The sequence below is a fragment of the Streptomyces sp. NPDC045955 genome, assembly GCF_056430805.1.
Genome location: NZ_JBWKKY010000005.1, coordinates 39,553 through 53,272, shown reverse-complemented (window position 1 = coordinate 53,272; position 13,720 = coordinate 39,553). Strand labels below are relative to the sequence as shown.

Annotated in this window: 14 protein-coding genes and 1 pseudogene; 10 read left to right on the top strand and 5 right to left on the bottom strand. The window is 69.6% G+C overall.

What is annotated here, in order from left to right:
* Nucleotides 1-52: 52 nt before the first annotated feature.
* From AC07F0_RS11810 to AC07F0_RS11800, 3 genes are all read left to right on the top strand, one after another.
* On the top strand, nt 53-1,171 hold the full coding sequence (locus AC07F0_RS11810) for a Gfo/Idh/MocA family protein (RefSeq protein WP_478977391.1): 1,119 nt from the start codon (nt 53-55) through the stop codon (nt 1,169-1,171).
* Nucleotides 1,168-1,689, top strand: coding sequence for a heme-degrading domain-containing protein (locus tag AC07F0_RS11805; RefSeq protein WP_478977388.1), 522 nt, complete (start codon nt 1,168-1,170; stop codon nt 1,687-1,689). The genes AC07F0_RS11810 and AC07F0_RS11805 overlap by 4 nt, the downstream gene beginning before the upstream one ends.
* Before the next feature lie 104 nt (nt 1,690-1,793).
* Nucleotides 1,794-2,660, top strand: coding sequence for an LLM class F420-dependent oxidoreductase (locus AC07F0_RS11800; RefSeq protein WP_478977385.1), 867 nt, complete (start codon nt 1,794-1,796; stop codon nt 2,658-2,660).
* 91 nt (nt 2,661-2,751) lie between these two features.
* Here AC07F0_RS11800 and AC07F0_RS11795 read toward each other — a convergent pair whose 3' ends face one another.
* From AC07F0_RS11795 to AC07F0_RS11785, 3 genes are all read right to left on the bottom strand, one after another.
* A complete protein-coding gene (locus AC07F0_RS11795; RefSeq protein ID WP_436730669.1) occupies nt 2,752-3,609 on the bottom strand; it encodes a fumarylacetoacetate hydrolase family protein in 858 nt (285 codons plus the stop codon).
* A gap of 148 nt (nt 3,610-3,757) precedes the next feature.
* Nucleotides 3,758-4,465, bottom strand: a complete 708-nt coding sequence (locus tag AC07F0_RS11790) for a YidC/Oxa1 family membrane protein insertase (protein WP_478977382.1) — start codon at nt 4,463-4,465, stop codon at nt 3,758-3,760.
* Between the two features lie 90 nt (nt 4,466-4,555).
* On the bottom strand, nt 4,556-4,867 hold the full coding sequence (locus AC07F0_RS11785) for a DUF6412 domain-containing protein (protein ID WP_478977379.1): 312 nt from the start codon (nt 4,865-4,867) through the stop codon (nt 4,556-4,558).
* 237 nt (nt 4,868-5,104) lie between these two features.
* Here AC07F0_RS11785 and AC07F0_RS11780 point away from each other — a divergent pair, with 237 nt between their 5' ends.
* The 7 genes and pseudogenes from AC07F0_RS11780 to AC07F0_RS11750 all read left to right on the top strand — a co-directional run bounded on the left by AC07F0_RS11780 (nt 5,105) and on the right by AC07F0_RS11750 (nt 11,824).
* Complete coding sequence (locus AC07F0_RS11780) at nt 5,105-6,580, top strand: glycoside hydrolase (RefSeq protein WP_478977376.1); 1,476 nt, start codon at nt 5,105-5,107, stop codon at nt 6,578-6,580.
* 129 nt (nt 6,581-6,709) lie between these two features.
* The gene (locus AC07F0_RS11775) at nt 6,710-7,726 is read left to right on the top strand and encodes an SEC-C domain-containing protein (RefSeq protein WP_478977373.1); all 1,017 of its coding nucleotides are present in this window, start codon (nt 6,710-6,712) and stop codon (nt 7,724-7,726) included.
* 85 nt (nt 7,727-7,811) lie between these two features.
* Nucleotides 7,812-7,892: pseudogene (locus tag AC07F0_RS11770) on the top strand (DUF5988 family protein); the annotation flags it as partial.
* Nucleotides 7,893-8,015: 123 nt separating this feature from the next.
* Nucleotides 8,016-8,474, top strand: coding sequence for a DUF3592 domain-containing protein (locus tag AC07F0_RS11765; RefSeq protein WP_356928728.1), 459 nt, complete (start codon nt 8,016-8,018; stop codon nt 8,472-8,474).
* Nucleotides 8,475-9,057: 583 nt separating this feature from the next.
* Nucleotides 9,058-9,459 (top strand): very short patch repair endonuclease, encoded by a 402-nt coding sequence (locus AC07F0_RS11760; protein ID WP_478978209.1) that lies wholly within the window; start codon nt 9,058-9,060, stop codon nt 9,457-9,459.
* Nucleotides 9,456-10,451, top strand: coding sequence for a DNA cytosine methyltransferase (locus AC07F0_RS11755; RefSeq protein ID WP_478977371.1), 996 nt, complete (start codon nt 9,456-9,458; stop codon nt 10,449-10,451). Before AC07F0_RS11760 ends, AC07F0_RS11755 begins: the two co-directional genes overlap by 4 nt.
* An 11-nt stretch (nt 10,452-10,462) precedes the next feature.
* Nucleotides 10,463-11,824 carry a DNA cytosine methyltransferase gene (locus AC07F0_RS11750; protein WP_478977368.1) on the top strand — a complete coding sequence of 454 codons (1,362 nt, stop codon included), beginning with the start codon at nt 10,463-10,465 and terminating at the stop codon, nt 11,822-11,824.
* A gap of 22 nt (nt 11,825-11,846) precedes the next feature.
* Here AC07F0_RS11750 and AC07F0_RS11745 read toward each other — a convergent pair whose 3' ends face one another.
* Both AC07F0_RS11745 and AC07F0_RS11740 read right to left on the bottom strand, forming a co-directional pair.
* Nucleotides 11,847-12,725, bottom strand: a complete 879-nt coding sequence (locus AC07F0_RS11745; RefSeq protein ID WP_478977365.1) for a DUF6339 family protein — start codon at nt 12,723-12,725, stop codon at nt 11,847-11,849.
* A complete protein-coding gene (locus AC07F0_RS11740; protein WP_478977362.1) occupies nt 12,722-13,717 on the bottom strand; it encodes a hypothetical protein in 996 nt (331 codons plus the stop codon). Before AC07F0_RS11740 ends, AC07F0_RS11745 begins: the two co-directional genes overlap by 4 nt.
* Nucleotides 13,718-13,720 lie beyond the last annotated feature (3 nt).

Sequence of the window (13,720 nt, the reverse complement as noted above, 5' to 3'; positions counted from 1 at the left end):
CCATTGTCTCCGGCTCTTGCACTTTGGCAACAGCGTTGCGAAAGTGGGTGGCATGACTGGCACACCCCTCGGCACGCCCGGCACCCCCGGCACACCGGGCGCCTCCGGCGCGCCCCTCCGCGTCGGCCTCGTCGGCTACGGCCTCGCCGGCTCCGTCTTCCACGCTCCGCTGATCGCCGCCACCGAGGGCCTCGTCCTCGACACGGTGGTCACCTCGAACCCCGAGCGGCAGCGGCAGGCCCGCGCCGAGTTCGCGGACGTGCGCCTCGCCGCCGCCCCGGACGAGCTGTTCGACCGCGCCGGGGAGCTGGACCTGATCGTCGTCGCGTCACCGAACAAGACGCACGTGCCGCTGGCGACCGCCGCGCTCCAGGCCGGTCTGCCGGTCGTGGTCGACAAGCCCGTCGCGGGCACGGCGGCCGAGGCCCGCGAGCTGGCGGCCCTGGCCGAGGAGCGCGGCCTGCTCCTCTCCGTCTTCCAGAACCGCCGCTGGGACAACGACTTCCTCACCCTGCGCAAGCTGCTGGCCGAGGGCGAGTTGGGTGACGTCTGGCGCTTCGAGTCCCGCTTCGAGCGCTGGCGTCCGAAGCCGAAGGGCGGCTGGCGGGAGTCCGGCGACCCCGCAGAGATCGGAGGTCTGCTGTACGACCTCGGCAGCCATGTCGTCGACCAGGCGCTGGTCCTCTTCGGCCCGGCGGCCGCCGTGTACGCGGAGTCGGACATCCGCCGCCCGGGCGCCGAGACGGACGACGACACGTTCATCGCGATCACGCACACCAGCGGTGTCCGCTCCCACCTCCACGTCTCCGCGACGACCGCCCAGCTCGGTCCCCGCTTCCGCGTCCTGGGCTCCGCCGCCGGCTACGTCAAGTACGGTCTCGACCCCCAGGAGGCGGCCCTGCGCGAAGGCCACCGCCCCGGGCCCGGCTGGGGCGCGGAGCCCGAGCCGCTGTGGGGCCGCGTGGGCTCTGGGGGCGAGTCCCCGGTCACGGGAGGCGGCCGGCCCGAACCGACCCTCCCGGGCGACTACCCCGCTTACTATGCGGCCGTGGCGAAGGCCCTGCTGGAGGGGGCCCCGAACCCGGTGACCGCCCTGGAGGCGGCCGCCGCCCTGGACGTACTGGAAGCCGCCCGTCGTTCGGCCCGCGAGAAGGTGACGGTGACCCTGTGACCCACAAGAGCAACCCCTCACACAGCCAGGAGCTCACCCCGAAGTTCCACCCGGAGCTCACCCCGAGCCTGGAGGAGCTGGAGAAGGAGGAACGCCGCCTGGTGTTCCGCCAGTTCACCCACGACGACGCCTGGGCGCTCGGCTCCCTCCTCGTCGAGATGGCCCGGGAGCGGCAGGCCCCGGTCGCGATCGACATCCACCGCGCCGGCCAGCAGCTCTTCCACGCGGCGCTGCCCGGGTCCACGCCCGACAACGACGCCTGGATCGAGCGCAAGCGCCGGGTGGTGGAGCGCTACGGGTCCGCCTCCTACCTGGTGGGCGCACGCTTCCGCGCCAAGGGCACGACGTTCGAGGAGTCCTCGCGCCTCGACCCCGACACCTACGCGGCGCACGGCGGTTCCTTCCCGATCACCGTCGAGGGCGTCGGCGTGATCGGCGCGGTGACGGTGTCCGGGCTGCCGCAGCTCCAGGACCACCGGTTCGTGGTCGAGGCCCTGGAGCGGTTCCTGGACCGCTAGGGGTCTTGGAATCAGGGCCTGTTGGAATCATCGGCGGCCCCCTCCGGTTGGCACCTGCAGTACGCATGATCGAGCATGGCGCCCAACCGGAGGGATCCCAACCGATGACCACCGCTCTGAAGGAAACCGTCGGCCGGTACGGCATCTGGAGCGTAGGCCTGCGCTCGGAGGACCCGGACCGGCGCGGCGAACTCACCGAGGCCGCCGCCGAACTGGAGGAACTCGGCTACGGCGCCGTCTGGCTGGGCGGCAACAGCTCCGCCGCCAACGCCGCCCCGCTGATCGAGGCGACCTCGAAGCTCACCTTCGGCACCAGCATCCAGAGCATCTGGCAGCACGAACCGGACGCCGCCGCAACGGCCTTCGGGGAACTGGAGTCGGCCCACCCCGGGCGTTTCCTGCTGGGCCTCGGAGTGAGCCACGCCAAGCGCGAGGAGCAGTACTCGCGCCCCTACTCGGCCCTCGTCGGCCACCTCGACGGCCTGGACGCCGCCGGAGTGCCGGCGGACCGCCGCCTCCTGGCCGCCCTGGGCCCGAAGTCGCTCCGGCTGGCCCGCGACCGGGCGGCGGGCTCGATCCCGTACCTGGTCACCCCGGAGCACACCGCGCACGCCCGCGAGATCCTGGGCGAGGCCCCGCTGCTGGCCCCGGAGCTGGGCGTCGTCCTGGAGACGGACCCGGCCCGCGCCCGCGCCCTGGCCCGCGAGTTCCTCGCGATCTACCTCCCGCTGCCGAACTACACCAACAACTTCCTCCGGCACGGCTTCACCGAGGACGACCTGTTGGACGGCGGCAGCGACCGCCTCGTCGACGCCCTGTTCGCCTGGGGCGACGAGACGGCGATCCGCACCAAGATCGACGCCTTCTTCGAGGCGGGAGCGGACCACCTCGCCCTCCAGGTCCTGGACGGCGAGCCGCGCGACGCCCTCCCGAGGAAGGCGTGGCGCGACCTGGCAGCGCTGCTGGGCTGACCCTTCAGGGGCGCGGGGAACTGCGCGACCGGCCACGGACTGCCCGCAGCCGACAACCGACGTCAGTTCCCCGGCTCACCCAGCGGAGCGCTCAGGCGTTCTTGAACTCCTGCCGCTGCCGCCCGAGCCCCTCGATCTCCAGCTCCACGACATCCCCGGCCCGCAGGAACGGCTTCGGCTCGGGCGCCCCCAGCGCCACCCCCGCCGGCGTCCCCGTGTTGATCACATCGCCCGGGTACAGCGTCATGAACTGACTGAGATACCGCACGACCTCCCCCACCGGGAAGATCTGCTCGGCCGTCGTCCCGTCCTGCTTCAACTCCCCGTTGACCCACAGCCGCAGCGACAGCCGCTGTGGATCCGGCACCTCGTCCGCCGTCACCAGCCATGGCCCCAGCGGGTTGAACGTCTCGCAGTTCTTGCCCTTGTCCCAGGTCCCGCCCCGCTCGATCTGGAACTCCCGCTCGGACACGTCGTGCGCCACCGCGTACCCGGCGACATGCGCGAGCCCCTCCTGCGCGGACCCCAGGTACCTGGCCGTACGCCCGATGACGACGGCCAGCTCGACCTCCCAGTCGGTCTTGCGGGACGCGCGCGGCACGAGCACCGTGTCGTTCGGCCCGACCACCGTGTCCGGCGCCTTCATGAACAGGACCGGCTCGCCGGGCGGCTCGGCACCCGTCTCGCGCGCGTGGTCGTGGTAGTTCAGCCCGATGCAGACGATCTTGCCGATCCGTCCCAGCGGCGGCCCGATCCGCAGCCCGGTGGCGTCCAGTACGGGCAGCTCACCGGCGTCGGCGGCAGCACGGACGCGGTCCAGCGCCGCGTCGTCCGCGAGCAGCGCCCCGTCGATGTCCGGCACGACGCCCGACAGGTCCCGCAGGGTCCCGTCGGCGTCGAGCAGTGCGGGCCGCTCGGCCCCGGCCGTACCGACTCGCAGCAGCTTCATGGTCACGTCTCCCTCGATCGCGGGCGCCCGCCCGAGGCATGCGACCCGGTTGCGGCGGGGCAGCCATCGGAGGACTGGTCGATCCTCCAAGCTGCACGTGCACTCCGCAATACCCAGTTCACGTACTGGACCTCTCGTGCCCGACCGGCTACCGGTACAGCACAGCACGCTCGACGACACTCCACGTCGTACTGGTCACGACGTACAGCGCGGCGGCCAGCGGCACGACGGCCACGGTGACGAGCGTGAAGAAGGACATGAAGGGCATCACCTTGGTCACCGCCCCGAGCCCCGCCACCTGCTGCTCACCGGCCGGAAGGGCCGGACTCGCGGCCATCATGCGCTTGCTGAGGCGGTAGCTGAACACGGCGACCCCGGCGACGACCACGAACAGCCCGGCGTAGACGAGCCCCGCCCCATCGAGGAGACCACCCTGGAGGGCGTCCACCCAGCGCTCCCCCAGCGGCGCGGCGAACAGCTCGTGGCCGAGCAACGCGTTGGCCCGCCCGCCGATCGTCTCGCTGGAGAACAGGTGATAGAGCAGGAAGAACGCGGGCACCTGAAGCAGCCCGGGCAGGCAGCCGGCCAGCGGCGACACCTTCTCCTCGGCGTGCAGTTCCAGCACGGCCTTCTGGAGCTTCTCGGGGTTCTTCCCGTGCTTCTTCCGCAGCTCGGCGATCTTGGGCTGGAGCGCGGTACGGGCCTTCTGGCCGCGCGCGGCGGCCCGGGACAGGGGGTGGACGAGGAGTCGTACGAGCGCGGTGAACAGGACGATCGCGGCGGCGGCCGCGGAGGCGCCGAACAGCGGCTGGAGAAGGTCGGCGAGTAGCTCGACCAGGTGGGCGAAGACGGACATGGGTGAGCCCTCCGGGGGTCTCGTCGTGCCGGGAGTGGGACATGGCGGCATGACGACCCGCGCGGGGTCACCGGGAAAGCGGTGGAGTCCCTACGCGACGGTCGCCCGGAGGGCGTGTCCAGGCGCGCGGGGACGGGTGCGCCCCCGGGCGTCGGGATCGCGCTGGGGCAGGAAGGCCGTACGGCGATCTCGGTCGCGGATGGCCGTACGCACCCGGGTGCGCGGCACGGCGGGCGCGCAGCGCGAGGCGACGACGGCGCACACCGCGAGGGCGGCGGAGGCCGCGGCGGTCGCGGCGAGCGCGACGGTGGCGGAGAGGCTGCCGGTGTCGAGCAGCGCCACCTCGAGGAGCAGGAAGAGCAGCGCGAGAGCGGGACGCACAGTCACCCGACCGCGGTTCATCCGGCTGCCCCTCCTCTCGTACGTGTGTATGCCCTGCTGTTCGTTATACAGGATCGCCCCGCCGAACGGATACGCGACTTCGTACACGGGTTTGAGAAAGGTTCGTCAGAACTCTCGACAACCCACCCGCCGCACCCGATGCTTCTCGATGCCATGAGCCCGTCGCCATGAACGGGACAACACTCGCGACGCCGGGCCGGGGACCGGCGCCTGCCCCGATTCCTTTACGGAGGAGCCGTGATACGACGCAGATCCCTGCTGGCCGCAGCAGGCGGTACGTTCCTCGGCAGCGCCCTGGCGACGGGCACCGCCCACGCTGACGCCACGATCGCCGTCAACCCCTCGACGACGTACGGCACCTGGGAGGGCTGGGGCACCTCCCTCGCCTGGTGGGCCAACGTCTTCGGCGCCCGGGACGACTTCGCGGACCTCTTCTTCACCACCAAGTCGGTGACGTACAACGGCAGATCCCTCCCCGGCCTGGGCCTGAACATCGCCCGCTACAACCTCGGCGCGTGCAGCTGGAACAGCGTCGGCGGCGAGACGATGGTCAAGTCGCCCAACATCCCCGGCTTCAAGCAGATCGAGGGCTTCTGGCAGGACTGGAACAACGAGGACCCCGGCTCCTCGGCCTGGAAGTGGTCGGCGGACGCCAACCAGCGCGCGATGCTGGTGAAGGCGACCCAGCGGGGCGCGATCACGGAACTCTTCGCCAACTCCCCCATGTGGTGGATGTGCGGCAACCACAACCCCTCGGGCGCGGCGGACGGCGGCAACAACCTCCAGACCTGGAACTACCGCCAGCACGCCTCCCACCTGGCGGCGACGGCCCTGTACGCCCGCGACAACTGGGGCGTGAACTTCGCGACGGTCGACCCCTTCAACGAGCCGGCCTCCACCTGGTGGACCGCGACCGGCACCCAGGAGGGCTGCCACATGGACCCCGCGGTCCAGGCGGCCGTACTCCCGTACATGCGCAGCGAGTTGGACAAGCGCGGCCTGACGAACCTGCGCATCTCGGCCTCGGACGAAACGAACTACGACACGGCCCGCTCCACGTGGGCATCCTTCGACTCGTCGACCAAGGCCCTGATCTCCCAGGTCAACGTGCACGGCTACCAGGGCTCGGGCGGCCGCCGCGACCTCCTCTACACGGACGTGGTGACGACGTCCCGCAAGAAGCTGTGGAACTCCGAGACGGGCGACAGCGACGGCACGGGCCTGACCATGGCGTCGAACCTCTGCTACGACTTCCGCTGGCTGCATCCCACCGCGTGGTGCTACTGGCAGGTCATGGACCCGTCGACGGGCTGGGCGATGATCGCCTACGACGCGGACACCCTCCAGCCGACCACGGTCCAGACGAAGCACTACGTGCTGGCCCAGTTCAGCCGCCACATCCGCCCCGGCATGACGATCCTGGACACGGGCGTGAGCTACGCGGTGGCGGCGTACTCGGCGTCGACCCGCCGCCTGGTGATCGTCGCGGTGAACACTGCGGCGTCGGCCCAGACCCTCACCTTCGACCTCTCCCGCTTCTCGACGGTGACGGGTGGCACGAACGGCGCGGTGCCCCGCTGGAACACGGTGACGACGGGCGGCGGCGACCTCTACACCCCCCGCTCGGACATCCGCCTGTCCGGCAAATCGGTCAGCGTCCCCTTCGCCGCGAAGTCGGTCCAAACACTCCACATCGATGGTGTGACCCTGTAGGCCGACTCATGGCGGTGATTCGGGACGATTCGTAGAGCCGGGATGGCGAGCATGGGGAACCCGCGCAGGCCAGAGGTATGGCCCGCGCATCCCTCACGCTCGTCACCTCCCGGCAGTACGGTGTCCCCCATGCGCCCCGACACGCCTGCCGAAACCGTCGACCACACCGCCGAGGCGGCACGCCTGGAGCGGACCGCCGGCCTGTATCCCGAGGACTCCGAGGCCCTGCTCCTGCGCGCCGCGGCCCACCTGGAACTCGCCGGCGACCGCCCCACGGCCTCGGCCCTCTACGACCGCCTGCTGTCCTCCACGGACGGCCTGGAGAATCCCCATCTGGTACGGGCGCTCAAGGCGTCGAACCTCTGGGAGTACGGCCACGAGGCCGAGGCCAGGGCGATCATCGAGGGCGTCCGGGTGGCGTCCCCACGGGACCCGGCCCCCTGGGTGATCGTCGCCGAGGCCCTGGAAGCGCACGACGAACTGGAAGCGGCGCACGACACGTTCACGGAGGCCGTACGCCTCCTCCTGACCGACGTCCCGGAACCCCCGCAGCCGACCCATCCCCTCCTCTTCGGCCGCCACAGGGTCCGCCGCATGCTGGGCAAGTCCCACGACGAGTGGGACGCGCTGGCGGACACGGTCCACTCCCTCCCGATCACCCTGGACGAACTCCACGACCCCAAGCGCGTCTGGTCCCTGGGCTCGGAAAACCCGGCGGAACTGGAGGCGGAGATCACCCGCCTCCGAGCGGAACTGGGCGCCTACCGGGAGGCCCTCTCCCGCCCCTTCCCGGTGGCGATCCTCCACTGGCCGGCGACGGAACTCTCGGAACTCCTGGAGGCGTACCCGGACCTCGCCTCGGAGTACCCCTCCCACGAGACCCACCTCACGACCATAGAGTCCGCCCTACGAGAACTCGCCTCCTCCGGCACCCCGAACCTGGGCATCGTCACCGGCACGGTCCCGTCCTACGAGGCCTTCGCAGCCTCGGAACTCTCCTCCCCGTCGGACGCGACCCTGCTCCCCCAGTACGCGACGACCCTGGCGGCGAGGGGGCGGGCGGTGGCTTGGCCCCCGCAGAGCACCGCGGCTTGCTGGTGCGGCTCCGGACAACCGTACGGCGCCTGCCACGGACGCACGGCCTGACACGGGCACCGGGTCCTCCGGCCCACCATGGACACCCGGCCAGGAACTGAAGATCCCCCACTGCGGCGGCTAGGAGCACTACGAAGTCACGACCCGCCTCGATGAGACAGCGGAGGGCCAGGCAACGGTGTACCACTGGTGGGAACGGACGGAGATCGCCGAGTAGCCGGGGCGGAGCCGCCCCGGGCCGGCCCGGCAGCCGGCCCCACGGAACTGCCACGACACGCCCCCCGTCTTCCCGGACGACAGACGACTGACGACTGACGTCGGCTCCCGGGGGGAACGTCACATGGACCAGCCCTGGCTCACTATCGCACTCATCATGGCCGCTGCCATGACGGCCTTCGGCATCTGGAACCTACGCATAGCCCAACGCCAGCGCCGAGCCCTCTCCCGCCTCGGCGTCCGGGGCATCCGCACCAGGGGCGAGGTGGCCCGGGGCCCCCGCCGAGAGGGCCCCACCCTCCACCCGCCCCAGGTCCGCTACAAAGCCCCACCGGTCGACCGCCCCAACGCCCCGGCCGACCAGACGTACCGCCGCACCCCTCTCAACCACGAACAGCACCCTCTCCACGCCGGAGTCCCGGTCGTCCTCCGCTACGACCCGAGGGACCCACGCCGGGTGGTGGTCGTACACCAGAAGGACGGAAGGCCGGCGAACGTGTCGTACTCGGCGGGGGCGCATCTGGCTTGGGGGGTCTCTTGCGTGCTGCTCGGGTTGGGGATGGGAGCGGGCGCGTTCTGGTGACGCCCGGGACGCCTCGCCCCACCGGCGGGCCCGCCGCCGAACCGACCCCGCGTGCGCCGACTGCCGCCGCGTCCGCCCACGCCGGGTGCCTGGAGCCAACCAGTTGCGCTCCCCACCTGCGGCCCCCGCCTCTCCGGGCCGCCCGCTCGCTTCTCTCCCGTGCTGGAGCGGCCCGGGTCAAGGGTGGCCCGCAGGGCCATCGGCGCCAGCCGACGCGGAACGCAGCGCAGCGGAGTGAAGCGCCCTTGAGGCGGGGCGCGGAGGCACGACACTGGCCAGGAAGCGGGTGGCCCACAGCATGGAATGGATCGACTTGTCAGCAACCCCTTCCGATGTCGGTGACTGCTGTTAAAACAGATCCACATCGCCATGAGTGATCGTGCACGCACGCAGGGAGGGCAACCAGGGGGCGCGTAGAGACCATGTCCGCTTCGGGGAGCGATGGTGCCCCGTACCGTGGTGGACTCCGAATCCTGGCCAGACCAGGCTGGAAGCAGCGATCATCGACCGTGACGACATGCATGCGTGAGGCTCTACGACAGTGAACAACGCGATGCCTTCCTCTCCCGGCGTCTCGGCCCGCATGAGCAGGCAGGCGAGCAAGGACACGGCAGTCGAACTGTCCGTACGACGGCTGCTGCATGCGGCGGGGCTGCGTTACCGCGTTGAATACCCGGTGCCGGGTATGCCCCGGCGCCGTATCGATGTGGCGTTTCCCCGAGCCAAGGTCGCGGTCCTCATCGACGGTTGCTTCTGGCACGGTTGCCCCCAACACGCCACCGAGCCGAAGGCCAACGCGGAGTGGTGGCGCCGCAAGCTGGACCGGAACATGGCCCGCGACCGGGAGACAACCGAGCATCTGATCGCGGGAGGCTGGAAGGTGCTGCGGTTCTGGGAGCATGAAGCTCCCGACGAAGTGGCCCGGCAGGTGGGGGCGGCCGTGGAGCGTCGTCGGAGAGAACTGACAGGGGGGAGAAGAGAATGAGTGCACTGACCTTCGTGGATGTGTGCTCCGGGGCGGGCGGGCTCGCCCTCGGGCTTGAGCGGGCGGGGTTCGAGCCCCGCCTGCTACTGGACGATGACGAGGACGCCGTCACGACTCTGCGGACCAACCGGCCGCAGTGGAACGTGCTGCACACCGACCTGCTGGACTTCGACCCGGCCGAACACCCCGTGAGCCAGGATGTGGATCTCCTCGCGGCGGGCCCGCCACGGGTGAAGTCGAGTGCGACCGTAGGACGGACGGACTCCGGTGTGGAAGAGCGATTGTTGGAGGCCACGATCTACCTCGTCCATGCGATCAGACCTCGGGCGGTGCTCATCGAAAACGTTCCCGGGCTTGCTCACTCGGACGAGTATCAACAGTTCCGTGATTTCGCCCGGTCCGAACTGGAGCACCTGGGGTACGGGTTCAATTGGTTCGTCATGAACGCCGTTAACTTCGGCGTACCGCAGAACCGCAAGCAGGGCGTCCTGGTGGCCCTCGAACGGCAGTGGGTCAAGGCATTCCGACCGCCGACGCCCACAGTGCGGGAGCCTACGACGGTCGGTGCCACCCTGGGACCGTCCATGGCCTCACGCGGTTGGCAGGACGCCGTCCGTTGGGCCGCACAAGCCGATCAACCGGCTCCCACGCTGGTCGGAGGCTCGAAGAACCGAGGTGGCGCCGACCTGGGACCGACCGGGGCAAAGCGGAAGTGGGCGACCATGGGCGTCAATGCACACACGGTGGGGGACCAGGTCCCCGGCTCGGACTTCGTATGGGATCCCGCGCTCGGCAGAGACAACATGGTGAAGATCACGACTGAGCAGGCGGCGCTGCTTCAGGGGTTCCCCGAGTCATGGGAGATCTCCGGGCGAAAGACCGCACGATACCGACAGGTCGGGCACGCGACACCGCCGCCCGTAGGCGAGGCGCTGGGACAGGCCATCGCCGAAGCGCTGGACGGGGGTCCGGCACTCCCCGTTGCCGGCTAGACTTCCGCCACATGACCAGCACGGCGCCCCAGCAGTCCATCCTCGACAAGCCCTTTGTCCTGGATCTCTTCGCCGGTCCGGGAGGACTGGACGTCGCCGGGCACGCGCTCGACGTTCCGAGTCTCGGCATCGAGTGGGACAAGAGCGCGTGTCTGACGCGATACGCGGCCGGGCTGGACACCCTCCACGCCGATGTGAGCGCAGTACGCAGGGAGACCTTCGAGTCGCTGCCCCCGGAGATCAACGTGCTCGCGGGTGGCCCCCCTTGCCAGACGTACTCGGTGGCCGGGAACGGCGCTGGACGCCAGGCCCTGGAACAGGTCAAGAAGTACATCGAACGGCTGGTGACGGGCGAATCCGACAAGGCCATAGACAAGGACCTGAAGGACTTCAGCGATGATCCACGCACCGCGCTGGTCCTCGAACCTCTCCGGTACGCGATTCAAGCGACCAGGAGCCCCAACCGAGACCATCGCCCGTACGATGTCATCGTCCTTGAACAGGTCCCCGCGGTCGAAGAGGTCTGGCGGCACTATGCGAAGGTGCTGCAGGAGACGGGTCTGCCCGACGGCACGAAGTACAGGGTCGTCGTCGATGTCCTGTCCACCGAAACCTACGGGGTACCACAGAAGCGATCCCGCGCGGTACTGATTGCTCGGCGTGAAGGACTCGGTGAACCCTCGCTTCCCGCAGCGACCCACCGTGTCTATGAACCGAAGGAATGGAAGCGAAGGGTCGACCTGGCCGCGAGCCAGCTCCATCAGCCGACCCTCGATGAGGACACGGCGCCAGAGATCGACGAGCGCCGGGAAACCGGAGTGGAGCATCTGCGGCCTTGGAGGTCGATGGGTGATGTCCTCGCCGACCCAGTGGGCAGGCATCCAGGTCGCAAGACTCCCTTCCTGGTCCGCTCGAACTACGGCAGCTCGGGAGTCCCGGGGCGGCGTGGGGTGCGGACCGACCAGCAGCCCGCCGCCACCGTCACCGGCCGCATCTCCCGCTTCGTGGTCTTCGAGCACCTCAACGAGAACATCGTCTACGAGGGCCCGCGGTTCAGCATGAACGAGGCAGGGATGCTGCAGAGCTTCCCGCCGGACTACCCCTGGTCCGGTACGGCACAGGCCCAGCAGGTGGGCAATGCCGTACCCCCATTGTTCGGTGCTCACCTGCTGAGCGCCGCGCTCGGCCTGCCTGCGCCGGACCCGAGTGCGCTGATGGTGCCGTGGCAGCCGGCCACTGAGGAACAACGAGCCAAACTGCGTAGCCACGGCTGCGGGGATGCGAACGACTGCACTGCCAGCTGTCCGCGGCCCGAGGATCAAGTACCGCCCCGTTCCTCCTCGCGCCCGAGCACGAAAGCGTCGGCAAAGTAGTTCGTGAATCGGGCGCCGGAGGTCAATCGGCGCTCTTCTTGCCCCTGACCGGTGCAGTCTCGAACAGGTCCGCGAAGTAACTGGTCAGCGCAGTCACGGACTCTTCTGGGACAGGATCCTCGTCGGGCCCCTCCGGGAGACTGTGCCGCCCGACGGGTGGTGCCGATCCCGCCTCCGCGATCCAGTCCCGCAATCGAGCAGGGTTCTTGGGCTCGTCCGGTGCGAGAACGTCGTAGACAAGGGTCGCGCCAGCAGCATTGATTGCAACGCTGAGACCATCGATCTCTCGCCCGGTAGTGACCAGCCCACGCTGCAGGAGGCGAACCAAGGCCTGGGCAGTGGGGCGGTGGTCTATCAACTCCTTCTTCAGGACGCTGTGGATGAGGTCCTGGTTTCCGCAGGCGGCCTCAACCGGCTCGTAGTCCGGCCCGTTCCGGAAGAGCTCGGCCGCCCACCACAGGCGGGAAAAGCACTGCCTGTCCGCGGGGCCGCGGAAGCGCTCGGCGGCGATGCGCCGTTCCGGCCGGTTCGCTGTCGGCTCCGACACGTGACGCCAAGCGACATAGTCAGGCGCCACCGCCAAGGCGAGGTGGTTCCACAGACGCTTGTCAGCCGCCTCTCGCCGTGTCAGGCGCAGGGTGGCGTGCAGCCGTGGCGCGAGCCACGCGTCGGCTCGAGTACGGTCCTCCCGAAACTCGAACATGGCGTCTTCCACCAGGCTTCGGATCGGCTCGACCGACCACCTGGCGTCGCCCTCGGGAAGCGGCTCAACGACTTTGGCGAGATCGATGCCACCGTGCACCTGTTCAGCCTTGAGCAGCTCCTCTGTGAGGAACGGATCGACGGCCGAGCCGGCGAGCAGCGCCAGGCGCTCCGGTACGTGGTTCGGTGCGGTGATCACGTCTCACTCTCTCGGTTCGTCTGTTCAAGGCTGCGGATGACGTACGAGAGCGCCCTGGTGGCATCGGTACGTCGGACCGCCGCGTAATGGATTCGGGTCTGGAGCTCCACCCAGCCCGACTCCCCAGTGCGTCGACGATGCACCTGTCGCAGGGCCTCCTCGACATGTACGCCGGGGACCACATCCGGGAGCATCTCCCTCAGGACCTCGCCCTGCCAGTCGGTCGGGAAGACCGGGCTGCCGCCCGGCTCCACCTCCAGATCGCCGATGGCACTGTGGAACACAGCTGTCCAGACATCAGTGGCCATCTGAGCGACAAGAAGGTCGCGCACCTTGCTGTCGACACCGGAGCCGTTGCTGTCCAGCAACCCTAGGACTCCCTCGACATCGGTGTTCACGAACACGGTGGGGACTCGGGCCGAGGCGTCCACGATCCAGGGCGCGTCGGCACAGGCGCGCAACAGGTCCCGCGAACTCTTCGTGAACGAGGCCTTCTGGACGTCCAGCCGGAGCCCACGGACCGGCTCGTCGGAAACCGTGTCGACGATCCAGCTCCGGTCGGTCTCGGCGATTGACCGTCCTTGCACTCCGCCCACCGTCCCGACGGCGTGCACGGCGAGGGAGGCCCTACCCAGGTGGTCGTCACGGAGCACCTTCAGGGAGCCTGACCAGTCCAGACCGTCCTCCGTGTCACGCGTGAGAGGCGCGGAGGTGCGAACGTTGGTCTCGCCGTCCGTCAGCACGGCGAGGACTTGCAGATCGGACCAAGGCGCATCCGTCGCGTTCGCGCCGGGAGGGAGCGTCGCCGAGAGGCCGATCGTGGCGCTCAGCCAGTCGGTGTGACCTGCGATGCCGAGTGCGACGGCCTGCTGCTGGGTCGAGTAGGCGGTGGTCTCCAGATGATCGCGGGTGCCGTCGGGGAGATGGAGGCAGACCGAGGTCACTCGGAGCGTGATCGGTCGGTTGAGCCTCTTGTACGGGTAGATCTTCACGCG